At 63.8% G+C, this 22,512-nt stretch carries 20 protein-coding genes, 1 tRNA gene and 1 pseudogene; 11 read left to right on the top strand and 11 right to left on the bottom strand.

All coding sequences use genetic code 11. The annotated features are described in order from the left end of the window. Positions 1 to 12: 12 nt before the first annotated feature. Positions 13 to 468, bottom strand: a complete 456-nt coding sequence (locus CAG11_RS24285; protein WP_022644122.1) for a hypothetical protein — start codon at positions 466 to 468, stop codon at positions 13 to 15. A gap of 146 nt (positions 469 to 614) precedes the next feature. On the opposite strand from CAG11_RS24285, the gene CAG11_RS24280 reads away from it, so the two are divergent. Further along, positions 615 to 914 carry a MafI family immunity protein gene (locus tag CAG11_RS24280; RefSeq protein WP_085598407.1) on the top strand — a complete coding sequence of 100 codons (300 nt, stop codon included), beginning with the start codon at positions 615 to 617 and terminating at the stop codon, positions 912 to 914. 10 nt (positions 915 to 924) lie between these two features. Here the strand turns inward: CAG11_RS24280 and CAG11_RS24275 are convergent, their stop codons facing one another. After that, entirely contained in the window at positions 925 to 2,130 is a 1,206-nt protein-coding gene (locus tag CAG11_RS24275) for an MFS transporter (protein WP_085598286.1), read from the bottom strand. Positions 2,131 to 2,250: 120 nt separating this feature from the next. Here CAG11_RS24275 and CAG11_RS24270 point away from each other — a divergent pair, with 120 nt between their 5' ends. Beyond that, entirely contained in the window at positions 2,251 to 3,159 is a 909-nt protein-coding gene (locus CAG11_RS24270; RefSeq protein WP_085598285.1) for a LysR family transcriptional regulator, read from the top strand. A gap of 14 nt (positions 3,160 to 3,173) precedes the next feature. Here the strand turns inward: CAG11_RS24270 and CAG11_RS24265 are convergent. Continuing rightward, positions 3,174 to 3,248 (bottom strand) — tRNA-Gln (locus CAG11_RS24265). Positions 3,249 to 3,417: 169 nt separating this feature from the next. Then, positions 3,418 to 4,122, bottom strand: coding sequence for a hypothetical protein (locus CAG11_RS24260; protein ID WP_085598284.1), 705 nt, complete (start codon positions 4,120 to 4,122; stop codon positions 3,418 to 3,420). A gap of 198 nt (positions 4,123 to 4,320) precedes the next feature. On the opposite strand from CAG11_RS24260, the gene CAG11_RS24255 reads away from it, so the two are divergent. From CAG11_RS24255 to CAG11_RS24240, 4 genes are all read left to right on the top strand, one after another. Beyond that, positions 4,321 to 5,916 (top strand): FAD-binding oxidoreductase, encoded by a 1,596-nt coding sequence (locus tag CAG11_RS24255; protein ID WP_085598283.1) that lies wholly within the window; start codon positions 4,321 to 4,323, stop codon positions 5,914 to 5,916. 4 nt (positions 5,917 to 5,920) lie between these two features. Continuing rightward, positions 5,921 to 7,516 carry a glycerol-3-phosphate dehydrogenase/oxidase gene (locus tag CAG11_RS24250; RefSeq protein ID WP_085598282.1) on the top strand — a complete coding sequence of 532 codons (1,596 nt, stop codon included), beginning with the start codon at positions 5,921 to 5,923 and terminating at the stop codon, positions 7,514 to 7,516. A gap of 13 nt (positions 7,517 to 7,529) precedes the next feature. After that, complete coding sequence (locus tag CAG11_RS24245; RefSeq protein ID WP_085598281.1) at positions 7,530 to 9,101, top strand: FGGY-family carbohydrate kinase; 1,572 nt, start codon at positions 7,530 to 7,532, stop codon at positions 9,099 to 9,101. 168 nt (positions 9,102 to 9,269) lie between these two features. Next, entirely contained in the window at positions 9,270 to 11,396 is a 2,127-nt protein-coding gene (locus CAG11_RS24240; protein ID WP_085598280.1) for a TonB-dependent receptor domain-containing protein, read from the top strand. 36 nt (positions 11,397 to 11,432) lie between these two features. Here the strand turns inward: CAG11_RS24240 and CAG11_RS24235 are convergent, their stop codons facing one another. Continuing rightward, on the bottom strand, positions 11,433 to 11,930 hold the full coding sequence (locus CAG11_RS24235; RefSeq protein ID WP_085598279.1) for a hypothetical protein: 498 nt from the start codon (positions 11,928 to 11,930) through the stop codon (positions 11,433 to 11,435). Positions 11,931 to 12,058: 128 nt separating this feature from the next. Between CAG11_RS24235 and CAG11_RS24230 the strand changes: the two genes are divergently transcribed. Together CAG11_RS24230 and CAG11_RS24225 are read left to right on the top strand one after the other, a co-directional pair. Beyond that, positions 12,059 to 12,430, top strand: a complete 372-nt coding sequence (locus tag CAG11_RS24230) for a hypothetical protein (protein ID WP_085598278.1) — start codon at positions 12,059 to 12,061, stop codon at positions 12,428 to 12,430. Positions 12,431 to 12,553: 123 nt separating this feature from the next. Next, the gene (locus CAG11_RS24225; protein ID WP_256578692.1) at positions 12,554 to 13,102 is read left to right on the top strand and encodes a hypothetical protein; all 549 of its coding nucleotides are present in this window, start codon (positions 12,554 to 12,556) and stop codon (positions 13,100 to 13,102) included. 60 nt (positions 13,103 to 13,162) lie between these two features. On the opposite strand, the gene CAG11_RS24220 is transcribed toward CAG11_RS24225, so the two are convergent. The 4 genes from CAG11_RS24220 to CAG11_RS24205 form a co-directional block, all read right to left on the bottom strand. Further along, a complete protein-coding gene (locus tag CAG11_RS24220; RefSeq protein WP_085598276.1) occupies positions 13,163 to 14,872 on the bottom strand; it encodes an amidase in 1,710 nt (569 codons plus the stop codon). A 294-nt stretch (positions 14,873 to 15,166) separates the two neighbouring features. Continuing rightward, the gene (locus tag CAG11_RS24215) at positions 15,167 to 16,024 is read right to left on the bottom strand and encodes a tetratricopeptide repeat protein (protein ID WP_085598275.1); all 858 of its coding nucleotides are present in this window, start codon (positions 16,022 to 16,024) and stop codon (positions 15,167 to 15,169) included. Beyond that, positions 16,021 to 16,434: a hypothetical protein gene (locus CAG11_RS24210; RefSeq protein ID WP_085598274.1), complete on the bottom strand. Its 414-nt coding sequence runs from the start codon at positions 16,432 to 16,434 to the stop codon at positions 16,021 to 16,023. The genes CAG11_RS24215 and CAG11_RS24210 overlap by 4 nt, the downstream gene beginning before the upstream one ends. 19 nt (positions 16,435 to 16,453) lie before the next feature. Continuing rightward, positions 16,454 to 17,299 carry a suppressor of fused domain protein gene (locus CAG11_RS24205; RefSeq protein WP_085598273.1) on the bottom strand — a complete coding sequence of 282 codons (846 nt, stop codon included), beginning with the start codon at positions 17,297 to 17,299 and terminating at the stop codon, positions 16,454 to 16,456. Between the two features lie 124 nt (positions 17,300 to 17,423). Here CAG11_RS24205 and CAG11_RS24200 point away from each other — a divergent pair. Continuing rightward, positions 17,424 to 17,621, top strand: a pseudogene (locus CAG11_RS24200) (polyamine ABC transporter substrate-binding protein); the annotation flags it as partial. 191 nt (positions 17,622 to 17,812) lie between these two features. Here CAG11_RS24200 and CAG11_RS24195 read toward each other — a convergent pair. Together CAG11_RS24195 and CAG11_RS24190 are read right to left on the bottom strand one after the other, a co-directional pair. Further along, positions 17,813 to 19,336 (bottom strand): NAD(P)/FAD-dependent oxidoreductase, encoded by a 1,524-nt coding sequence (locus CAG11_RS24195; protein WP_085598405.1) that lies wholly within the window; start codon positions 19,334 to 19,336, stop codon positions 17,813 to 17,815. Beyond that, positions 19,336 to 20,364 carry a LysR family transcriptional regulator gene (locus CAG11_RS24190; RefSeq protein WP_085598272.1) on the bottom strand — a complete coding sequence of 343 codons (1,029 nt, stop codon included), beginning with the start codon at positions 20,362 to 20,364 and terminating at the stop codon, positions 19,336 to 19,338. Before CAG11_RS24190 ends, CAG11_RS24195 begins: the two co-directional genes overlap by 1 nt. Before the next feature lie 484 nt (positions 20,365 to 20,848). Here CAG11_RS24190 and CAG11_RS24185 point away from each other — a divergent pair, with 484 nt between their 5' ends. Continuing rightward, positions 20,849 to 21,115: a phosphopantetheine-binding protein gene (locus tag CAG11_RS24185; RefSeq protein ID WP_085598271.1), complete on the top strand. Its 267-nt coding sequence runs from the start codon at positions 20,849 to 20,851 to the stop codon at positions 21,113 to 21,115. A gap of 13 nt (positions 21,116 to 21,128) precedes the next feature. Then, on the top strand, positions 21,129 to 22,478 hold the full coding sequence (locus tag CAG11_RS24180) for an NAD(P)/FAD-dependent oxidoreductase (RefSeq protein WP_053129118.1): 1,350 nt from the start codon (positions 21,129 to 21,131) through the stop codon (positions 22,476 to 22,478). Positions 22,479 to 22,512: the final 34 nt, after the last annotated feature.

The raw sequence follows: 22,512 nt of genomic DNA, 5'->3' as shown, positions 1-22,512 counted from the left end.
ACAGGCCGGGGGTCAGGGAACCGTGGCGATCATGCAGCCCATGTAGCCGGCCTCGTGGTAGATGACCCAGGTCTTGTTGGCCGTGGCAAAGTCCCGCAGACCGTGCTTGGCCACGTCGCTGTATCCCAGGGCCACTGCCCAGCGGGCTTCCACCGGTTCGGTGTATTTGGTCAGTTTGGTGATGTCCTTGCGAGTTTCGGCCAGCAGCCGGTTACCGGCATTGGTGGCGCTCTCGACCTTCAGCTCGATGGCGTAGTCTTCGACGCCCTGGCGCGCCAGGACATCCAGGCGCAGGTCCTGGTTGGGCTTCGGATAGGGTACTTCCCGGGCAGCGCTCAGGTGGGCCGCGCGCAACAGCATCAGGAATTCCACCTGGAACCACACTTCCCAGGCGGCTCCGGTACTGATGGCCGCTTCGATGCGGGCGTGGTCGTTGAGGATCAACTGGCTCAATTGGGTGTTTTTCATGGGGCATCGCTCTTTGCAGGGGAGATGCACAGAGGAACGGGACGCAGCAGGGGTTGTGAAGGCTTGGCGGCGTGACGGGGGCCGGTTGGCAAATCCCGCGGGCGGTACCCGACAAGCGATTTCCAGAAAACGAGGAGTGTATGAGCATGCCTGTATCGATCGACCCTTGGCGAACCGACTTGATCCAGGTGCTGGACGAGGCGTCGTGGCTCATGGCCCAGGCCTACCAGCAGTTGGGTGGCCGGGTGCCGCCGGAACATGCATTGGCCCAGGCGGGGCTGGAACACGGACGGGAGATCGTCCTTGACTACCTGGAACATAACGAGGCCGGCCTGGCTTTCGAGCATCTGCGGTACATGATCGAGGAGCCGCCCCTGGTCTTGTCCGAGGCGGCCCGGTGCGCGTTGCTGCGTATTGCCCGGTACCTGGGCCAGGCACCTGCCTGAGCGCTGCCCTTCAGTCCGCAGGCCTGGCTTGCGCCTGCCCGAGGTTGGCGGCGCCCAGGCAGTAGAACAGCCCGCCGCCGACGACGAACAAGCCCAGCATCCAGAAGATCGCCTGGGGTGGCTGGCTGGCCAGGACCAGGCCGCAGAGCATCGGTCCCAGGGCGCCGCCGAGGTTGGACAGGTTCTGTGCGCCGTAGTACAGCCCGCGCAGGTGCTCGGGGGCGATGCAGTCGATGAACATGTACTCGGCAGGGAAGACGATGATCTCGCCCAGGGTGAACACGGCCATGGCCAGCACCCACAGCGCCAGGCTGCTGGCCATGGCGAAGCCGCCGATGCCCAGCAGGAACAGGCCCAGGCCAGTGGCCAGCCACAGGTTCAGGTGCTGGCGCAGGATGCGCCGGCCAATGGCGTACTGCAGGCAGATCACCAACAGTGCGTTGGTGGCCACCAGGGTGCTGATGGTGGTGTAGGCAACCTCAGCCGAGGTGGTGATCACCAGGTACTGCGACAGGTAGGCCGAGAACTGGCCGAAGACCACGGCGCTGAGCAGGCCGCCCAGGGTGAAGCAGACCAGGCGGTAGTCCGCCAGCAATTGCTTGCCCAGGGCCAGGAACGCCAGGGGTGGCTGGGCGGGTTCAGTGACGAGCGGGACTCGCTCGCCCCGGGCCAGGTACAGGCAGAAGAACCCGCCACCCAAGGCCGCGGACAGCACGAAGGGCAGGCTGATATCCAGCTTGGCCAGCCCGGCGCCGAGGAACGGGCCGATCGCGTAACCGATGTTGGTCAGGGTGTACTTGATGGAAAATCCCGTGCTGCGCTGGTTTTCCGGGAGCTGCCGGGCCAGGCCGGCCTTGATGGCGATATCGAACACCGCGTAGGCCAGGTTGATCGCCAGCAGGCACAGGTAGAACGACCAGAGGTTGCGGGCGGCGAAGCTACCGACGAAGCCCAGGGTGAACACCGCGCAGCAGTACAGGACCAATCGATGGTTGGCCATCCTGTCCACCAGGAAACCGCCATAGAGGCTCAACACCGATCCGATGATCAGGCTGCTGCCCAGCACCAGGCCGATTTCGGCGACATCCAGCTGGAAGCTGCCTGCCAGGTAGATCACCAGGTAGGGCAGGGTCACCGCCCGGGCCAGGGTCAGCACCAGGGTACCGGCCAACATCAGGTTGAGGGCCGCCGGATAGTGTTTCAGGGTGCGCAGCATCTGTGCCTCTTGCAGTGATACCGATGGAGTGCTGATCAGCTTACTGTGGAATCTGGTTCTGTTTTATGATGCTTTTTATCGACTGAGGTGAATCAGATTCATTAATAGACAGGATGCCAAATGTTTTCCTCCGAACGCTTGAAGGGTATCGACGTGTTTGTCTGCGTGGCCGACTGTGGCAGCTTCAAGGCGGCCGGCGAACGCTTGAACCTCACGGCGTCGGCCATCAGCAAGGCCATCGCCCGCCTGGAAGCGCGGCTGCAGGCGCGATTGTTCCGGCGTACCACCCGCAGCCTGGCCCTGACCGATGCCGGCCTGGCGTTCTATCGCACTTGCAGTGGCGTGCTGGCCGAACTGGAAGAGGCCGAGCTCGAGCTGCAGGCGCAACAGCATGAGCTGCGCGGCAAGCTGCGCATCGACCTGCCGGGGGCATTCGGCCGGGCCCAGGTCCTGGGGCCGATTCTCGAATTTGCCCGGGAGCATCCGCAGTTGCAGCCCCATGTGACCTTCTCCGAACATCTGGCCAATCCCATCGAGGCCGGGGTCGATATCGCCGTGCGCCTGGGTGGCCCCGACCTGTGGCCGGCGGAGCTTGGGCATCGGTACCTGGGAACCGAGCAATACCTGTTCTGTGCCGCCCCGGGTTACCTGGCGCAACGTGGCGAACCAGCGGTGATCGCCGACCTGGAGCGGCACCAGTGCATCGCCTATGGCTGGGCGGACGGGCGCGTGCACCCCTGGAGCTTCGCCACCAGCGAGCCGGGGCAGATCGAGCGCCGGTTGATTGCCGCCAGTTGCGTAGTGGGTGCGGGGGAGGGCTTGCTGATGGCGGCGCTGGGCGGTTATGGCATCGCCCACTTGCCGTCGTGGCTGGTCAAGCGCCAACTGGAAGATGGCAGCCTGGTGGAAGTCCTGCCGCATCTGGCGACCCGAGGGCAGACGATCAACCTGCTATGGCTGAAAAGCCGGCAGGGGTTGCCCAAGGTCAACGCGATGCTGGAGTTCCTGGCGCAAAGCCTGGTGGAGTGAACTGGGAAGGAAAATGGCAGGGGCGGCTGGATTCGAACCAACGCATGGCAGGATCAAAACCTGCTGCCTTACCGCTTGGCGACGCCCCTGTAGCTGTTGCGACGTTACTTGCCTGAAGTGCCGGTCCGGGGAGGACCGCTGCAAGAACGGGCGCAAATTTAACAACTCGCTGGCAGTTTGGGAAGCCCCCAGCGCAAAAAAAATCGGTTTGAAAACAGCTGCTTAGTCCTGCACGGGAGTTCTTTCCCCGATTGACACTCAATCGACGAGGTAGGCGTCCTGGGTATCCTGCAGCGGCCGGGCGTGCTCCAGGGCCCGGCGAATGGCAATGAGCTCCGCGCCCGCGAGCACTCGCCGGCCAAATTCATAAGTATTCCCGCCGGGGCCAAGATGCACCGATAACAACCCGCTGACCTGGTCACCGATGATCTCCAGGATCATCTCCATCATGCCTTCGTTGCCATTGGCGGCGCTCAGGCAGGTCAATCCGCCGACGTCGGCGCGCCCGCACCCATGGGCTTCATCCCAGCTCAGGCAAGCGCCCTGCGGCCTGCCGATGCCAGGCAGGCTCCAGGCCTGCTGGTCCAGCGGCTGGGCCTTGAGTGCCGCCAGCAGTGGGGTACAGGCCAGGACCTGCAAGGCAAAGCGCTGCCGGCCCCGGTGCAGGTCATGCATCGGCTGGGCGGGTGACTGTTGCGGCCCGCTGACCCTGGCCCGCAGCAAGTGGCTGTGGGCCAGTTCCGAAGGTTGTTCGCTCCAGCCGTTGATATCGCTCACGGGTGGGTGCCAGATCAACTGCAGGGTCTCACCGACCAGCAGCCGATCCTGCGGCTCGAAGAACGCCGAGATGCCCTGGCCTACTTGCGGCAGCAGGTCGCGCAGGCTCAAGGCCGGGGCGCCATAGTCGATGCCCAGGTCCGGGGACCAGAACAACGGGGAGCAGGTTCTCAGCGAGGCGGGCATGGGGCGATTCTATCCTGGGGACGGGTAGGGGATTGTTCGGCAGCACAGGCGACTTGTCACCTGCCTCGCTCCTGGCGCGGGCGTGGCTGACTCAATCGGCTACACCAACTGGCTCGATGCGACCGTGACAGGTGGCAGCGGCGCACTAGTATAGGGAGCCTTACGCAAGATCTATAAGAACAGCAGAAGGACATACGCATGCGACGCTGGAATGGCTGGGGGGATGCATCCACGGTGGTCGAATTGCCGGCCGAAGGCGCGGGCTTTCTCGCCGAGCGCCTGGGGCCGGGATTCAGGTTGCCGGAAGCTTCCCTGGAACAGGCCCTGGCCCGGGTACCTGCATCGCGGTTACCGACCCACCCGCTGTACAGCATCGAGCCCCAGGAGCGGCTGTTGCACGCCCGGGGCCAAAGCCTGGCGGACTGGCTGGCGTTGCGTGAAGGCGAGCTGGAGGTCTATCCGGATGCGGTGGCGTTTCCTGAAACCGCCGCCCAGATCCGCCAGTTGCTGGCATTGGCCGAAGAACATGACTGGTGCCTGATCCCCTATGGGGGCGGCACCTCGGTGGCCGGCCACATCAACCCCCTTTGGTCCGAACGGCCGGTGCTGACGGTGTCCCTGGCGCGCATGAGCCGCCTGCTGGACCTGGACGAAGACAGCCTGCTGGCCACCTTCGGCCCCGGCGCCAGCGGCCCCCAGGTGGAGAGCCAGTTGCGCGCCCGGGGCTACACCCTCGGGCACTTCCCGCAGTCCTGGGAGTTGTCGACCCTCGGCGGTTGGGTGGCCAGCCGTTCCAGCGGCCAGCAATCGCTGCGCTACGGGCGCATCGAACAATTGTTCGCCGGCGGCACCCTGGAGACCTTCGCCGGACCGATGCCGATCGCCACGTTCCCGGCTTCCGCCGCCGGGCCCGACCTGCGTGAAGTGGTATTGGGCAGTGAAGGGCGCTTCGGGATCATTTCCGAGGTCAAGGTACGGGTCAGCCGCTTGCCGGACGACGAGCGTTTCTACGGGGTGTTCCTGCCGGACTGGCCCCAGGCCCTGCAGGCTGTGCGGGCCTTGGCCCAGGCCCGGGTGCCGTTGTCGATGCTGCGCCTGTCCAACGCCGTGGAGACCGAGACCCAACTGGCCCTGGCCGGCCACCCGACGCAGATCGCCTGGCTGGAAAAGTACCTGGCGCTGCGGGGCGCGGGTCAGGGCAAGTGCCTGTTGACCTTCGGCGTGACCGGCAATCGCCGGCAGAACGCCTTGTCCCTGCGCCAGGCGCGCCAGCATTTGAAGGCCTTTGGCGGGGTGTTCACCGGCACCCTGCTGGGCAAGAAGTGGGCGCAGAACCGCTTTCGTTTTCCCTACCTGCGCGAAAGCCTGTGGAATGCCGGCTATCTGGTGGACACCCTGGAAACCGCTACCGACTGGAGCAATGTCGATACGCTTTTGCAACGCATCGAGAACAGCCTGCGCGACGGCCTGGCCGCCGAGGGCGAGCAGGTGCATGTGTTCACCCACCTGTCCCATGTCTATGGCGAAGGCTCGAGCATCTACACCACCTACGTGTTCCGTCCTGACCGCCAGTACCCGGCGACCCTGGCCCGCTGGCAGGCTCTCAAGCATGGCGCCAGCCAGACCATCGTCGAGCACCAGGGCACCATCAGCCACCAGCATGGGGTGGGCAAGGATCATGCACCCTACCTGCCACGGGAAAAGGGCGCACTGGCCATCGAGACCCTGCAGGCCCTGAGCCGCCATTTCGACCCGGCCGGACGCTTGAACCCCGGCACCCTGCTGGAGCAGTAAGGCCATGGGCCAGGACTGGAACGGCCAATGGCGGCAACAGGCGCTGCCGAGCCTCGCGGCGCAGCGCTGGGACCTGATCGTGATCGGCGGCGGCATCAGCGGCGCCGGGATCCTGCGTGAGGCGGCCCGGCGTGGTTGGCGCTGCCTGTTGCTGGAGCAGCGGGATTTCGCCTGGGGCACCTCCAGCCGGTCTTCGAAGATGGTCCATGGCGGCTTGCGCTACATCGCCAAGGGCCAGTGGCGCCTGACCCGGGACTCGGTGCGCGAGCGCCAGCGCTTGTTGCAAGAGGCTCCCGGGCTGGTGGACCCCATGAGCTTCCTGATGCCCCATTACCGGGGCCAGTTTCCCGGGCCGCGGGTGTTCGGCAGCCTGCTGAGCCTGTATGACGCCCTGGCCGGACGGCGTAACCACAGGTTCCACGATGCCGGGCAGTTGCAGTTCCTGGCGCCTGGGGTGAAGACCCCGGGCTTGCTGGGCGGCACCTGTTTTCTCGACGCCTTGACCGACGATGCGCGGCTGGTGATGCGGGTATTGGCCGAGGCCCGGGCCGATGGCGCCCAGGCGTTCAATGGCCTGCGCGTGACCCGCTTGTTGCGTGATAACGGGCGGGTTTGCGGGGTCGAGGTGGATGACAGCGAAGGCGGTGCCCCACGCCAGCTGCGCAGCGAGAGCCTGGCGGTGGCCACCGGGGCCTGGGCCGAGCGTTTGCGTCCGGCGGATGCCGGGCGTCAACTGCGACCGTTGCGTGGCAGCCACCTGTTGCTGCCGGGTTGGCGACTGCCAGTGGCCCATGCCTTCAGTTTCATGCATGCCGAGGATCGCCGGCCAGTGTTCGTCTTCCCCTGGGAAGGCGCCACCGTGGTCGGTACCACCGACCTGGACCATCGCGAAGACCTGGACCTGAGCGCCAGCATCAGCCACCAGGAGCTGCATTACTTGCTGGCGGCCTGCGCCCAGCAGTTTCCCGAGGCGCGGATCGTCGCCGGCGACGTGCTTTCGACCTGGGCCGGGGTGCGCCCGGTGGTGGCCGCTGGCGGTGCGGACTCCGAGGACAAGCCCTCCAACGAAACCCGCGAGCATGTGCTGTGGCAGGAGCCGGGATGCGTGACCCTGGCCGGCGGCAAGCTCACCACCTTCCGGCCCCAGGCCATCGAGGTGCTGGCCGCTTGTGGGGCGATGATCGGACGCAGTGTCAGCGACGACGGCGCCCCGGTGTTCGCTCCGGTCCCGACCGTGGAGATTCCCGGCCTCAACGGCGCCCAGCAGCGGCGCCTGGCCGGGCGCCATGGTCGCGACCTGCCGCGGCTGGCACAACTGGTGGAGCAGGTGGGCCACGAGTGCGTCGGCGCCAGCGACACCCTGTGGGCCGAGCTGGCCTTTGCCGCCGAGGCGGAAATGGTCCTGCACCTGGACGACCTGCTGCTGCGCCGCACGCGCCTGGGCCTGCTGCTGGCCAAAGGGGGCGCCAGCTACCTGCCAGCCATCCGCAACCTGTGCCAGGAGCGCCTGGGCTGGAGCGACGCCCATTGGCAAGCCGAAGAACAGCGTTACCTCGCCCTGTGGCAACGCCACCACAGCTTGCCCAGCACTGATGCCTAACCAAGAGAGCCCCATGGATAATCACAACAACAAGCGGGACTACCTGCTGGCTATCGATAACGGAACCCAGAGCGTACGCGCATTGCTGTTCGACCTTCAGGGCAACCTGATCGGCAAGGGCAAGGTGGAGCTGGAGGCCTACTACTCGACCCAGCCCGGTTGGGCCGAACAGGACCCGGACTACTACTGGGCCAAGCTCGGCGAAGCCTGCCAGATCCTCTGGCAGCAGACCGGCATCGACCGTTCGCAGATCCGCGGGGTGTCCCTGACCACCCAGCGCGGCACCCTGATCAACGTCGATGCCCAGGGGCGGGCGCTGCGCCCGGCGATCCTCTGGCTGGACCAGCGCCAGGCCGAACTCGAGGGCAAGCTCAAGGGGCCCTGGAGCTGGCTGTTCAAGCTGATTGGCGCCGAGGCCACGGTGGATTACTTCCGCGCCCAGGCCGAAGCCAACTGGGTGGCGCAGAAGCAGCCTGACATCTGGGCCGCCACCGACAAGTTCCTGCTGCTGTCGGGGTTTCTCACCCATCGCCTGACCGGCCATTTCGTCGACTCGGTGGGGTGCTGCGTGGCCTACCTGCCGTTCGACTACAAGCGCCTGCGCTGGGCCGCTCCCAGCGATTGGAAATGGCAGGCCCTGGCGGTACGCCGCGAACAACTGCCGACCCTGCACAAGCCTGGTGAAACCCTGGGCCGGATCACCGCCGAGGCCAGTCGCCACACCGGCATTCCCGAGGGCCTGCCGCTGATCGCTGCGGGAGCCGACAAGGCCTGCGAGGTGCTGGGCTCCGGGGTCCAGGATTCCACCACGGCCTGCGTCTCCTACGGCACCACGGCCACCATCACCACCACCCGCTCGCGTTACCTGGAGGTGGTGCCGCTGATTCCGCCGTATCCGGCAGCGGTGCCGGATCACTACAACTGCGAGGTGATGATCTTCCGTGGCTATTGGATGGTCAGTTGGTTCAAGCAGCAGTTCGGCCTGCGCGAGGTGCAGCAGGCGGCGGAGCAGGGGCTGGAGCCGGAACAGTTGTTCGACGCCCTGGTCCAGGCAGTGCCGCCAGGGTCCATGGGCCTGACCCTGCAACCCTACTGGTCGCCGGGTATCCGTGAGCCGGGGATGGAGGCCAAGGGTGCGATGATCGGTTTCGGCGACGTGCATACCCGGGCGCATATCTACCGGGCGATCCTCGAGGGCCTGGCCTATGCCTTGCGCCAGGGCATGGAGCGCATGGAGAAACGCTCGAAGCTCAAGATCACCCGCCTGCGGGTGGCCGGTGGTGGTTCCCAGAGCGATGCGGCGATGCAACTGACCGCCGATATCTTCGGCCTGCCGGTGGAGCGTCCGCATGTCTACGAGGCCTCGGGACTGGGCGCGGTGATCGCCTGCGCGGTGGGGTTGGGGCTGTACCCGGATTTTTCCACGGCCATCAGCGCCATGACCCGGGTCGGCGCGGTGTTCGAGCCCCAGCCCCAGGCCCGGCAGATGTACCAGCGGTTGTACAGCCAGGTGTACTTGCGCATGTACCGCCAGCTCAAGCCGCTGTACCAGAGCATCCGCGAGATCACCGGTTATCCGGCCTGAGGTAGGCCCCGATCAGGCGGGCGTCGAGGCTCGCCTGCCATCGCTCCATGCTCCCTTGCGCCGGGCCGCCCCCGCGTCCTGGCAAAAAAGCCAAATCGGCCTGTGTTTTCTTCGTTCATTCCTGCGTCGCAACCTTCACTGTCCATTGCCCACGCCGGAGTCGTACCGATGCTTTCGCCCAGAACCCTGCCCACCACTTTGTTGGGCCTGGCCCTTGCCTGTCCGGCCATGGCCGAGCCCGGGGGCCTGGAACTGGCTCCGGCACAGGTCCTGGGACAAGGCCAGGAGGACGCCGGGCAGGGGGCTGAAGAAGCCCGGGCGCGGCTGGCCCAGGTTCCCGGCGGGAGCAACCTGGTACAGGTGAGCCGGCCATTGCAGGGGCGGGTGGCCAGCAACCAGGACGTGCTGGCCTACCAGCCTGGGGTCTATGCCCAATCGGCGGGCAACGAAGGGGTGAAGATCTCGATCCGTGGCTCGGGCATCAACCGTGCCCCCGGGGCCCACGCCTCGGGGCTCTACACCCTGCTCGACGGCCTGCCCCTGACCGGCCCTGGCGGTACCCCCTACGAGTTGCTGGAGCCACTGTGGGTCGACCGCGTGGAGGTGCTACGCGGGGCCAACGGCTTCGATCGCGGCGCCCTGGCCCTGGGCGGCGCCATCGACTACCTCAGCCATACCGGCTACGACGCGCCGCTGTTGCAGGTGCGCTACGTCACCGGTAGCCACGGCTACCAGCAGCGCCAGGTCAGTTCCGGGCAAGTGCTGGGGGACTTCGACTACTACGTCTCGCTGACCGATTCCAATGCCGACGGCTACCAGCGCCATACCGCCAGCGACAGCCGGGGAGTCATGGCCAACTTCGGCTATCGCTTGAATCCGAACCTGGAAACCCGTTTCTACCTGCGCTATCGGCAGACCGACAACGACCTGGCCGGGCGGGTGACCAAGCATTCCATCGAGCATTCCCCCAGGGCGGCCAACCCGGCCTATGTGTCCCGGGACGACCGGCGCAAGCAGCCGGGCAGCACCTTCGTCGGCAACAAGACCACCTGGTACATCGATGACGATTCGAGCCTGCAGGCCGGCCTGGTCTACCACGACTACCCCATGGACCTGCGCGAAGGCCCCAACCGCCTGAAGGTGGCCTACAGCGATGTCAGCGGCACCCTCGACTACAAGCGCCGCGACACCCTCTGGGGCCTGGAGAGCCGTAGCACCCTGGGCCTGCGGGTGACCAAGCACCTGCCCAACGACGGCGCCAGCGAGTTCGTGCGTATCCCCACCGGCAATACCAATAATTACGCACCGGGCACGCGGATGCGCAATTTCACCTACCAGGGTTCGGACAGCGTCGTGCATTTGAGCAATGACCTGGAGATCGCCGACGACCTGTGGCTGACCACCGGCCTGGCGGCCATCTACACCCGCCGCGAGAGCGCGGTGACCTATCCTGCGGGCGGCGGCAAGACCAGCCTCGGCGACTGGGACTATGCCCCGCGCCTGGGCCTGCGCTACCAGTTGAACCGCGATGTGCAGTTGTTCGGCAACCTCAGCCGTTCGGTGGAGGCGCCGCATCCCTGGTCGCTGATCTATAGCTCCAACATTCGCTTCCCGACCGGCAGCGGCGTCGCCACGGGAACCCAGCGCGATCCAATCAAGCTGCAGAACCAGACCGCCACCACCCTGGAGCTGGGTGGCCGTGGCGACAGCGCCCTGGGCCAGTGGAGCCTGGCCTGGTACTACGCCCAGATTCGCCATGAACTGTTGTCGGTATGGCCGGATGACAACGCCACCATGCCTTATGAACTCAACGCCAGCCCCACGGTGCACCAGGGGGTGGAGGCCAGCCTGGAGAGCGAGCTGTGGTCGCGGCCCGGGGTGGGGCGCCTGGGCCTGCGCCAGGCCTACACCTTCAGCGACTTCCACTACCGCGACGATCCACGTTTTGGCACCAACCGCCTGCCGGGCCTGCCGATGCACTACTACCAGGGCGAGTTGCGCTACGACTGGCCGCAGGGCTTCTTCGCCGCCGTCAACACCCAGCTGGTGTCCAAGGTGGCGGTGGACTACGCCAACAGCTACTACGCCGACCCCTATGCGCTGTTCGGCGCGACCCTGGGCTACAACGCGCCGAAGAACGACTGGCAGGCCTGGGTCGACCTGCGCAACCTGACCGGCCAGCGTTATGCCGCCACCGTCACCCCGGGCTACGACGACAAGGGCCTGGATGCCGCCCGTTCGACCCCGGGCGAGGGCATGGGGGTGTATGTCGGGATGTCCTGGAGCCTGCGCTAAGGCCGATGGTTGTGCCGGTAGCGACGGCGTGCCTGGTCAGTTGCGAAAGTACAGCTCGTCCAGTTGCCGCCGGCGTATCGCCAGGTACTCCTCCCAGACCTTGGGGAAATCCTCGTCCCGGGTCAGGGGGAAGGTCAGGTAGATGAACTTGCCGATCACCCGGATGTACTGGCGCTCACGCTTGAAGGTCGGTTGTTCGCAGACCGAGACGCTTTCATCGTAGCCAGGATGGTGGTGATGGATGTTCACCCGGTGCGGGGCAAGCATGGAGCGGGCGAAGTCCAGCACCCAGCCGTGGTCCGGCCCCATGGCCAGGTAACCCTGGGTGCCGTCTTCGGAGAGGCTGATGCAGGAGCGGGCCTGGGCGCCATCTTCGTCGTTGACCAGCACGATCTGGCTGTCGAAGTAGCCGATGCGCTGTTGCCCGGGGCCTTCCAAGAGCAGGCTCCAGCCTTCGGCGCCCATGCGAAATTCGCCACGGTAGGTGAACCGGGCAGTCCAGCCGTTGGCCAGGGGAACATCGTGGTTGTTCATCGGTGTCCTAGGGGCAAAAGGGTCGGCAGTAGGGTACAGGGCGCCAGCGAGGTTTGACGAGGCCGGACTGTTGGTGCCGGGGCGCGCATCCATTAGCATGGCCGCCGCGCAATTTCAGGAGAACCACCATGCACGCAGGGGACCTGCAACGGATCTACGAATTGCTGACCGGATTGCTGCGAGCGATCCAGGGCGGCGAGCCCGGTGCTTTGGCGCAGTACGGCATCAGCACCGCAATTTATGAGGAAGTGCTCGAGGAACTGGAGGCTGGCGCGGCTTGCCTGGCCAGCCTCGCGCTACCCGACTGGGAGATGGCGCTGGCGCCCGACAGGAGCGGGCGAGTGGACTTTGACTGCTACCCGACCCAGCAGCCGGGCACGCTGCGGGTGACGTGCCGGCTGTGGTCCGCAGGCCGGCCCGGCGAGCTGAGCCTGACGGCCGACTATTGCCCAGGCCAGGCCGCTTCGCCGCTGCAGTTCAGGCTGCTGGAGGTGCAGTAGCCGCTGCAGGTCAACGCGGTGTTCGATAAGGCTATCTAGCTTGCCCGGAGTGCTTTACATTCGCCGCCCTGACGAATGGACGTCAGGCCAGGTGTGAGAGTTGATCGGGAGGATCAGGCTGTTATGCACAGATTTGCACACATGATCGATGACCAGTGGCTCGAGCACAGTTACCCGCCGGTTTTCGAGATCGCGCCCTTCAACGGCGGCGAGCGGGTGGTGGCCGGCGTGCCGGGGTCCGATCCGCAGGTGCTCCTCAGCCTGGCCCGCTGTCTCACCCAGCCGCTGCTGTTGCTGTTCGTGTTGCACACCAGCCGCGAAGACGTGCCGGTAGGCCGCTACATGAGCCCGATGCTGTCCCTGGCCGAGGTCGCGGACTTCATCGATGAGTTCAAGCCATTGCTATGTGGCGACAGCCGCTTCGACTTCTGGGTGCACTCGCCCGAAGACCAGGCCACGGTGGTCTGGGACCGGCACAACCTGGTCTACGCCTACGGCCCGCTGGAAAGTTATGCCAGCGCTCTGTACGGCCTGGGGTTCGGCCATGGCGAAGCGCAGATTCCGGTGCCCCATATGCATTACTACCATCCGCAACTGGATGAGCTGTGCAGGCAGTTGATCGCGCGGTTCGACTGGCAGCATTCGCCGCTGCAACCCGTGGATGAGCAGTGAGGCCTTGAGCGGGCAGGAATGAGGATCGGGGCCATGGCGGCCCCGATTGCGTTTTTTGCGTTACTGCGTGGCCAGCTTGGGCGTGCGCGGCGGCACCAGGCGCTTGCTGCCGGTGGACTCGTAGGCCGAGGCCAGGCGCAGCAGATTTGCATCGTCATAGGCCCGGCCGGCGAAGGTCAGGCCCACCGGCATGCCGATGTCCGCCATCACGCCCATGGGCACGGTGACGGTGGGCACGCCCAGGTGGCGGATGGCGAGGTTGCCGTTGGCCACCCAGATGCCGTTGCTCCAGGCGATGTCCGCCGACTCGGGGTTGATGTCGGCATCCGCCGGGCCGACGTCGGCGACGGTGGGGAACAGCACCGCGTCCAGCCCTTGGGCGTCCATCCAGTCTTCCAGGTCGAGCTTGCGGGTCTGCTCCAGGCCGCGCAGGCCGTCGGCCAGGGTGGCGATCTGGTCCCAGGTCTTGAGGCCGCGCTTGGCCATGTTGACGTACTCGTCCATGCCCGCCGCCAGGTCATCCTCGCGATTGGGCAGGGTGCCCGGGTCATGGGGGAAGATCTGCGCTCCGTCGACATCGGCCAGGCGGTTGAGCTTGGGGTCGTCGTTGGCCCGCAGGAAGTCGTCGAAGGCCCAGCCCGAGAGCTCCCACAGCTCGTCATGGAGGAATTCCTTGCTGACGATGCCGCGATTGAACACGGTGGGCGCGCCGGGGCGGTCGCCTTCGCAGTTGGATACCAATGGGAAGTCCACTTCCAGCACCTCGGCGCCAGCGGCTTCCAGGGCCTGGCGCGCCTGGCGCCAGAGTTCGATCACCGACTCGCGGGTGACGATGCGCTGGCCGGTGGGGCCGCCGATCCCCGGCTTGGCGCTGGTGCCAGCCTCGGCGTCGGCATTGATGTACATGCGCGGCACGCCGAAGCGCTTGCCCTTGAGGGCCCCGGCATCGGCCGCCAGCTGCGGGTAGGAAGCGGGACGCACGCTGGCCACGGCCGGAATCGGCACCCAGGGCTGCAGGCGCCACAGGTCACCGCGTTTATCCGGGTCTTCGGCGACTACCACGTCCAGCACTTCCAGCAGGTCGGCCATGGTCCGGGCGTAAGGCACCACCACGTCCATGGTCGGGGTCAGCGGCCAGTTGCCGCGCACCGAGATCACGCCGCGCGAGGGGGTATAGGCACACAGGCCGTTGTTGGAGGCCGGGCCACGACCGCTGGACCAGGTTTCCTCGGCCAGGCCGAAGGCGCTGAAGCTGGCGGCGGTGGCGGTGCCGGCGCCGTTGGACGAGCCGGAGGCGAAGGGCGCGGTCAGGTACTGGGCGTTGTAGGGGCTTTCGGCGCGGCCATAGACCCCACGCTGCATACCGCCGTTGGCCATGGGCGGCATGTTGGTCTTGCCCAGGCAGATGGCGCCGCCGGCGCGCAGGCGCTCGATGGTAAAGGCGTCGCGCTGGGCCACCAGGTCCTTGAAGGCCGGGCTGCCGGACGCGGCGGTCAGGCCCTTGACCAGGTAGCTGTCCTTGGCGGTGTAGGGAATGCCGTCCAGTGGCCCGAGGAGCTGGCCCTTGGCGCGGCGGGCATCAGAGGCTTGTGCTTCCTCCAGCGCCTGGGGGTTGCGCACCACCACGGCGTTGAGGGCGGTGGCAGTGGCGGGGCCGTCGTAGGCATCGATCCGCGCCAGGTAGGCCTGGACCAGTTCCACGGCGGTGGTCTGGCCGGACTCGAGGGCGGCACGCAGTTGGGCAATGGAGACTTCGGTGACTTCGATCATGCGGGTTCTCGTGGTACGGCTTGGCGCGGCAAGGGTTGAGTCGGGGCTTGGGTTGATACCAGTCAGCCAAGCGAGGTGATCTTCTGTAGGAGCGCAGCTTGCTCGCGAGGGTCGTGAACGGTAGCGCCTGTTTACTGGGTAAACCCAGCGCTCTGAAGTCCATCGCGGGCAAGCCTCGCTCCTACCTTGCCTTGACTGATCGGCATTGGGGCTTGGGGGCCTTTTTAGCACCAAGTGCCCGTCAGCGGAATCTCCGCTCGATCGCAGGTGCGCACTTTGGGCCAAAAGGCCGGGTCATCTGGCATGTGGGTCGATATGGGCCTTTACCCGCCAGTCATCCTGGCCGGCCTGGGGGATTGGCTGGCCGACAAAACGATAGCTACCCAGGTTCTGGAGGATGGTTTGGTCCAGGGACGTGTCGCCGGAGCTTTCCAGCAGCTTGAGCCGCGGCTCAGCGGAGCCGGGCACGAACTGCACCTCGACCACCGCGGGCTTTACATCAGGTCCGAGCTTGAGCTTGCCGAGCGTTCGGTGCTGGAGCAGTCGCAGCTTGAGGCTGAGCCGGCTCCTGGCGGAGTCGGTCCAGACCTGGTTGTACCGCGCTTGTTGCTCGGCATTGAGCTCCAGGCCCTGGTCACGCAGCCGGTCGATGCCTTTGCAGGCAGCGTCGCCGCTCTGCTTGAGAACGCTGAAGTACATCTGCTGCGCGCCTGGAAGATCCTGCGGGCCGCCTTTGCCTTCTTCCATCAACCTGGCCAGGGCCAGGGTACTTTCCTTGCTCCCCACCGCCGCGGCGCGCTGGTAGTGATCCCTGGCCAGGAGGTAGTCGCCTTCTTGTTCGTCCAGGCGCCCGAGATGGTGGTAGGCCCTTGGGTTTGTCTGGGCCTGCGAGAGATACAGGGCTTTGGCCCGGGCAGTATCCTGCGCGACTCCATGACCGCGTTCGTACAGGGTGGCCAGCAGGGTCTGGCACATCGGATTGCCGGCTTCGCCCTGGCGGCGGATATAGTCGAGCATCTCCCGGGAGATGGTCTCCTGGTCGCGGTAGTGCCAGCAGCGCAGGCCGACCATGGAATCGTTCTGGGCGTTGGGGCCGCTCTGGCAGCCACCAAGCAGGCTGCCGAGCAGCAGTAAGGCAAGGATCTTGTTCATGGCAGGATTGGATTGAATAAGCCCAGGTAGTCCAGGGTCGTGGTGCCCTGTAGGGCAGGTTGCTGATTATCCAGCGCGGCGCTGGCGACGAGAATGAAATGGCTATGTTCGCTGGCGATTTGCGAGTGCAGTCGTTGGCGCTCGGCTTCGCTGCTGATCAGCGATTCCAGGTAGCGCGGGTATTCTTCCCGGGGCAGCAGTTCGATGAAATCCGAGTCCAGGTGCAGGCCCAGCTCTTGCGCCAGGCGCCAGGAAGGATTGCTGTCCTCCCAGGCCTGGTATTGAGCATCACTGGCCTCGGGGCCGGGTTCGGCTTCCCATTGCTCGAAGGCGAACAGCTCGGCCTCGGCGTGGCTGGCGAAGCGGGCGGCAAACAGATGAAAGGTGAAGAACGACGGCTGTTCCGACATCGACGGGCTCCTGGCTGGCTCAGATCACGCTGGCGCGTTGCAGATGGCTGACATGGCCCAGGCCGGCGGCCTCCAGCCGGGCGACCAGGTCCTGGCGGGCCTGGGCGCCGCCATTGCGCACGTAGTCCAGTTCCGATGCGGTGATCAGCACCACCGGTACCAGGAGCACCGGCGACAGCGGCATGTCGGCCACGGTGGTGGGGAAGCTGGCCGCGGGGCCGCCGATCAACACCCCGGCGCAGTCATCGGCGCTGACGAAATGCGCGGGCAATTGTTCGCTCATGGAGCGGGACTGGCTGACCCCGGGCAATTCCAGGGACAGCACGCCATGACGCTCCAGCCGCGGGCGATACCCTCCGGCATTGGCCACCGTCGCCGCCACGCAGCGCAGCAGCTCGAAGCACCAGCTGGCGGCGAAGGGGTGCACTTCGCCCAGTGGCCCCTGGGCGTGGGCGGGGATATCCGGGGTATCGATGAACAACTCCATTTCGAAGCCGTTGCCCAGGTCTTCGCCTTCGACGCCATCGAACGGATCGGACAGGCCCTCGGTGGCGAGGATGATGCTGTGGGGGCGACGCACGATGCGATAGGCCTGGCGCGTCGAGGGCCAGTCAGGGCCACCGGTGAAACTGGGGCTGACGGCGAAACCCAGGACGTCCTGCTCACAGGTCCCTATGGCTTGCCAGTGGCGGTCCAGGCTGGCGGCGCCGGCGTCGAGCAGGGCGATCAGTGCCTGCTCTTCGGCGCTGGGCTCATAAGGCGTCGGGGCCGGGCTGGAGCCTTCGGGTTCGCTCTGGGGTTGAGCTTCTTGGCGGGTGGTGGCAGGTGTCTTGAAGGCGTTGAGCAGTTTGTGCAGGAGATTCAACGGGCGGTCCTTGCTGGCATTGGAGTTGTTCGAGGGCGTTGGCCGGGGCGCATTGTGCCGGGTTGGCGAGGGCCTGGAAACCTGTAGCGAGGGGCATTTTCCTTGATGACGGACGCAGGTCAGCGCCAGGACCTCGAGTCCCAAGCTATATCCCAAGGCCAACAAGGACGCGGCCGAGTTTGTCGAGCAGGCATTGCGCGACAACCCATGGATCTATCCGGACAAGCCAACCCTGGCCCCACGGGTTCCGCTGGAACCCTTGCCGCTGACGCTGGAGCGCATCCGCACCCGGGTCGGGAGCAAAGTCAAAAGCGCCATCTGAAGAGGTTTTGCGTACAAACAACCCAGGTCCTTGCGACCAGCGCGCGGCATGGGCTGGTCACTTCAGGTTGCCTGGGTTCGCCCGGGGTTTGTCTCGACGGTCCTGGTCGTATCAAGGGATGGGTCGTACCAGCATCTTTGGCCACAGAAGGAGTCGTCATCCTACGCTGGCAGGCAGTGAAGGGGCGCCGATCAATCCGCGAGTACCGGAGCCTTGACGATGAATCGGTTGGAAATTCTCGAATAGCCGAAGGGCAGTAACTGAGGCTCGTGTTCCTTGAGCAATTCATGTAGCACCCGGGCTGTTTCCGTAGCTGGCAAACACTGGTCCCGGGCCTGGCGCACGACCTGGCATGACTGTTCGAACAGGCGCTCATAGGTAGGGGAGTCCAGGGAAATGCGGCCGGGAAAGCGTGCGGTTGCAAGTGCCAGGTCGAACTGCTGGCCGTCGTCGTACTGCTGCAGTTCATGCAGCAGGCCTTGCAGGAACACGCAGCACAGGTTCGAACCACTCAGCCAGACCCGATGCCATACATTCCACAAATGAAAATCCTTGAACGCCTCGTAGGAGCAGGATACCAACTGGTCGTTGGTGCTGATGGCGTTCAGGCAATGTTGTTCCACGTCGATGAAGTTTGCCCTTTGCCAATCGTCCTTGCGAGCGGCCTCCAGCACCTTGGGAGCCAGGCGCAGGATCGACTCGAAGGTGGTGATCAGGCCCCTGGAGAACAGCGGATCGATGAACCCCGCGGCTTGCGGGAGCAGGCAGAAGCGATTGCCGACGCACTGCGTACTGCGATAGTTGATACGCGGTGCATAGATCCACTCCCGGGCGTTGACCGCGTCCTTGAAGTGCTCGGCGATGGCCGGATACTTTTTCAGCAGCTTGCGAAATTCGACTTCGGGAGCCTCCGTGGGGCGATATTTGGCATGGTTGAACTGGAATCCGACGCTGCATAGCAGGTTGGTGCCCTGGGGATGATTGTTGAAGGGAATGACCCATAGCCAGCCTTCCTCGAAGATGTGGTGCAAGGTGCTCTGGAACAGCTGGATGGGCGAGCGGCTGCGCGACAAAGGAGCCAGGGCGTCTTCGTAGCTCTTCACGTTGAGCATATGGGTGAAGAACGAGCAGGTATCGGTCTCCAGGCCCTCCGTTGTGCGCACGCCCAGTTGGCGGGCGAGCGGGGCGCCCTGGGCTGCGGCATCGATGATGAATGATGCTTGCACCACTTGCTCGGCAGGCAGCCTGACCTGGACCGCGCTGGCATCGAGGTTGATGCCCTCGATCCGGATGTTCTGTCTCAGCTCGGCACCGTACTTCAGGGCGATCAGCAGTGCGAAGGCATCGACATCCTGGCGGAACAGATGTGCTTCCGGTGCATCCAGCGATGGTGCGACGAGGTGTTCGGGAGAAGAGGGGGCGCCCGCCTGGTGCCAGGCGAAGCTGAACCCCAGCTTGAGCCCACAGGCGCTCGACCCGACGTGTTGGATGATCTTGTCCGGGCTCGAAAGGTACTCGATTTCCGGTATGCCGAAGCGCTGTGAGAGCAAGCGCAGCAGCAAGCCGCTTTCCGGCGTCATGGCTTCGCCGATGGAAAACCTGGGGTGCTGGGCTGCATCCAGCATCAGCACCTTCAGGCCGGACTTGGCCAGGATAGCTGCCGTCAGGGCGCCGCTGATTCCGCTTCCGATGATAATCACGTCGTACTTGTTCATCATGCTCGGCTCTTGTTCTGCATGGTGGAAGTCCAGGACAGCGATGCCTGCAGCGCGCTGTCGAATGGCAGGGGCGGTATGGCCAGGGGCGCCGCCGTGGTAAAAGGCCGGTCCCAGTACGGCGGATTGCCGATCGAACGCTTCAGTTCGTTGATGAACAGGCTGGTCTTGGCCGGGACCACGCTGCTGCGAGCCCTCAGGGCATAGATCGCTCCATGCTGGGGAGCGCTTACGCTGTATTCATCGAGAAAGGAAACCAGCTGGCCACTGGCGATCTGTTCATATACCAGCCAGGTCGGCGCATGAATGATGCCGATGCCCTGCAGAGCACCATCGACCAGCAACTCCGCACTATTGACCGACAGCCGGCTATCGGGGATGAGCTTCCTGAGCACTCCGCCGACCTTGAACTGCCAACTCAGGGACAGGTTGCTGCAACTGCTGTGGATCAGGCAGGCATGTTGGGACAAGTCGTCCAAGGTCTGCGGGCAACCGTGCTGCCTGATGTATTCGGGGCTTGCGCAGAGCACCCGGCGCATATCCGCGAGCCTCGAAGGGATCAGGTCGCTGTCCGGCAAGATGCCGAGCTTGATGCATACATCGACATTGTCGATCCTCGGATCGGCAACCTTGTCGTCGAGGGAAAAGTCGATCTTCAAACCTGGATGATGATTCAGGATCCGACTCAACAAGGGCGCGACATGGCGGCGCCCGAAGGCGACTGGAGCTGAAACCTTGAGAACGCCCATCGTCGACGCCGTATGCTCTTTTACTTCAGTCCTGGCATGTACGATGCTTCTGGAGATGTTTTTTGCATGTTCAAGGAAGATCAGCCCTATATCAGTGAGTATCAGGCACTTCGTTGAACGGTTGAACAGGCACGTCTCCAGCTCTTTTTCCAGGCTGTTTATTCTACGCATGACCGAGGAAGGGGGGATTCCAAGTAGCCTGCCAGTCTCGGAGAAGCTACCCGTTTTGGTAACGGATATATAAAGGTCTATGTCATTGACAACGCCTAGTGCCTTCATTTCTAAATCCTTTTAGAATCTGTAGTGTCTTATTTTTGTAAGGACGATTTACAGATAAATCATGTCCTCCTCCTTAGTAAGGCCAGCCTTTTTTTTTGTCAAGTCGCGTGGATTGCCGTCTTTATTGCGCTTGATAAAAATCAATACATAAGGTTTCAAAGCGGTACTGATGTTCCGGATCGAATCCTCGCAACGGTTAAGTTAAAGGGCGGGGTTGCGCTATCTTGGGCGAAATGAGTCTAGTGGCTAATTGCAATAGATGGCCGATTTATGCTTGGGCGACCCTTCAGGCCAATGACTGATGGGATGCTGTCATTTTTGTGAAATATTGTTAGTTGCCGATCCAGTTACCCCCGAGAAGGTCCTCACCTTTGCGAATGTGCAAAGGCGCTTTGCAAAACAGACTATTCACAAGTGCTCTCTTATTGTCGATCTTGTGCGGGTTCTTCCAACCCACGAGTGTCGACTTCAGGAGTGTACGTCTATGGACGGAGCGGAAATAAAAGAGCGAATTCGTCGTTACATCATGAAGGACTTGATCGGGCCAAGTGCGAAAGATGACGAACTGGATGACCAGACTCCATTACTTGAGTGGGGCATTCTAAATTCAATGAATATCGTCAAGCTGATGGTCTACATCAGGGATGAAATGGGCGTGTCCATCCCAAGTACGCACATTACCGGTAAGTACTTCAAAGATCTGAATGCAATATCCAGGACAGTTGAGCAATTAAAGGCCGAGTGCGCATAACAGGGAGTGTGCAATGAACGATCATGATTATGACGTAGTAATTATCGGGGGCGGGCCGGCCGGTTCGACGATGGCGTCCTACTTGGCCAAAGAGGGTGTCAAGTGCGCAGTGTTCGAAAAGGACTTGTTCGAGCGCGAACATGTCGGCGAGTCGTTGGTTCCAGCCACCACTCCGGTACTGCTGGACATCGGCGTGATGGAAAAGATCGAGAAGGCCAACTTCCCGAAGAAATTCGGGGCTGCCTGGACTTCGGCCGACTCGGGACCTGAAGACAAGATGGGCTTCCAGGGGTTGGACCATGATTTTCGTTCGGCGGAAATTTTGTTCAATGAACGCAAGCAGGAAGGTGTCGACCGTGATTTCACCTACCACGTCGATCGCGGCAAGTTCGACCGTATCCTGCTGGAGCACGCCGGTTCGCTGGGGGCCAAGGTGTTCCAGGGGGTAGAAGTCGCCGACGTCGAGTTCATCAGCCCAGGCAATGTCATCGTCAACGCGAAGCTGGGCAAGCGCAGTGTCGAGATCAAGGCGAAGATGGTAGTCGACGCCAGTGGCCGTAACGTATTGCTGGGCCGGCGCCTGGGCCTGCGAGAGAAAGACCCGGTTTTCAACCAGTTCGCCATCCATTCCTGGTTCGATAATTTCGACCGCAAGTCGGCGACCCAGAATCCGGAGAAGGTCGACTACATCTTCATCCACTTCCTGCCACTGACCAATACCTGGGTCTGGCAGATCCCGATCACCGAGACCATCACCAGCGTCGGTGTGGTCACGCAAAAGCAGAACTACACCAACTCCAATCTTTCGTACGAGGAGTTCTTCTGGGAAGCGGTCAAGACCCGCGAGAACCTCCATGACGCCCTCAAGGCGTCGGAGCAGTTGCGCCCATTCAAGAAAGAGGCGGACTACAGCTACGGCATGAAGGAAGTGTGTGGCGACAGTTTCGTCCTGATCGGCGATGCCGCGCGGTTCGTCGACCCGATCTTCTCCAGTGGTGTCAGCGTGGCTTTGAACAGTGCACGTATCGCCAGTGGCGACATCATCGAGGCGGTGAAGAACAACGACTTCCAGAAGTCCAGCTTCACCCGCTACGAAGGCATGATCAGGAACGGCATCAAGAACTGGTACGAGTTCATCACTCTCTACTACCGCTTGAACATCCTGTTCACCGCATTCGTCCAGGACCCACGCTATCGCCTGGATATCCTCCAACTGCTCCAGGGTGACGTCTACAGCGGCAAACGCCTGGAGGTGCTGGACAAGATGCGCGAGATCATCGCCGCTGTCGAAAGCGATCCGGACCACCTCTGGCACAAGTACCTGGGCGACATGCAGGTCCCTACCGCCAAGCCTGCTTTCTAAGAAACGACACATACCCCAGTCGAAGGAGATGACT

The organism is Pseudomonas sp. B6(2017) (genome assembly GCF_002112765.1).
GTDB classification, from domain to species: domain Bacteria; phylum Pseudomonadota; class Gammaproteobacteria; order Pseudomonadales; family Pseudomonadaceae; genus Aquipseudomonas; species Aquipseudomonas piscis.
This window is presented reverse-complemented; position numbering and strand designations above follow the sequence as displayed.

Bases quoted from the DNA above. Each gene is read 5' to 3' on its own strand.
- CAG11_RS24240 (WP_085598280.1), top strand. From the start codon at position 9,270: ATGCTTTCGCCCAGAACCCTGCCCACCACTTTGTTGGGCCTGGCCCTT.
- CAG11_RS24185 (WP_085598271.1), top strand. From the start codon at position 20,849: ATGGACGGAGCGGAAATAAAAGAGCGAATTCGTCGTTACATCATGAAG.
- CAG11_RS24195 (WP_085598405.1), bottom strand. From the start codon at position 19,336: ATGAACAAGTACGACGTGATTATCATCGGAAGCGGAATCAGCGGCGCC.
- CAG11_RS24280 (WP_085598407.1), top strand. From the start codon at position 615: ATGCCTGTATCGATCGACCCTTGGCGAACCGACTTGATCCAGGTGCTG.
- CAG11_RS24285 (WP_022644122.1), bottom strand. From the start codon at position 468: ATGAAAAACACCCAATTGAGCCAGTTGATCCTCAACGACCACGCCCGC.
- CAG11_RS24215 (WP_085598275.1), bottom strand. From the start codon at position 16,024: ATGAACAAGATCCTTGCCTTACTGCTGCTCGGCAGCCTGCTTGGTGGC.
- CAG11_RS24275 (WP_085598286.1), bottom strand. From the start codon at position 2,130: ATGCTGCGCACCCTGAAACACTATCCGGCGGCCCTCAACCTGATGTTG.
- CAG11_RS24255 (WP_085598283.1), top strand. From the start codon at position 4,321: ATGCGACGCTGGAATGGCTGGGGGGATGCATCCACGGTGGTCGAATTG.
- CAG11_RS24210 (WP_085598274.1), bottom strand. From the start codon at position 16,434: ATGTCGGAACAGCCGTCGTTCTTCACCTTTCATCTGTTTGCCGCCCGC.
- CAG11_RS24220 (WP_085598276.1), bottom strand. From the start codon at position 14,872: ATGATCGAAGTCACCGAAGTCTCCATTGCCCAACTGCGTGCCGCCCTC.
- CAG11_RS24245 (WP_085598281.1), top strand. From the start codon at position 7,530: ATGGATAATCACAACAACAAGCGGGACTACCTGCTGGCTATCGATAAC.
- CAG11_RS24190 (WP_085598272.1), bottom strand. From the start codon at position 20,364: ATGAAGGCACTAGGCGTTGTCAATGACATAGACCTTTATATATCCGTT.
- CAG11_RS24260 (WP_085598284.1), bottom strand. From the start codon at position 4,122: ATGCCCGCCTCGCTGAGAACCTGCTCCCCGTTGTTCTGGTCCCCGGAC.
- CAG11_RS24180 (WP_053129118.1), top strand. From the start codon at position 21,129: ATGAACGATCATGATTATGACGTAGTAATTATCGGGGGCGGGCCGGCC.
- CAG11_RS24235 (WP_085598279.1), bottom strand. From the start codon at position 11,930: ATGAACAACCACGATGTTCCCCTGGCCAACGGCTGGACTGCCCGGTTC.
- CAG11_RS24225 (WP_256578692.1), top strand. From the start codon at position 12,554: ATGCACAGATTTGCACACATGATCGATGACCAGTGGCTCGAGCACAGT.
- CAG11_RS24270 (WP_085598285.1), top strand. From the start codon at position 2,251: ATGTTTTCCTCCGAACGCTTGAAGGGTATCGACGTGTTTGTCTGCGTG.
- CAG11_RS24250 (WP_085598282.1), top strand. From the start codon at position 5,921: ATGGGCCAGGACTGGAACGGCCAATGGCGGCAACAGGCGCTGCCGAGC.
- CAG11_RS24230 (WP_085598278.1), top strand. From the start codon at position 12,059: ATGCACGCAGGGGACCTGCAACGGATCTACGAATTGCTGACCGGATTG.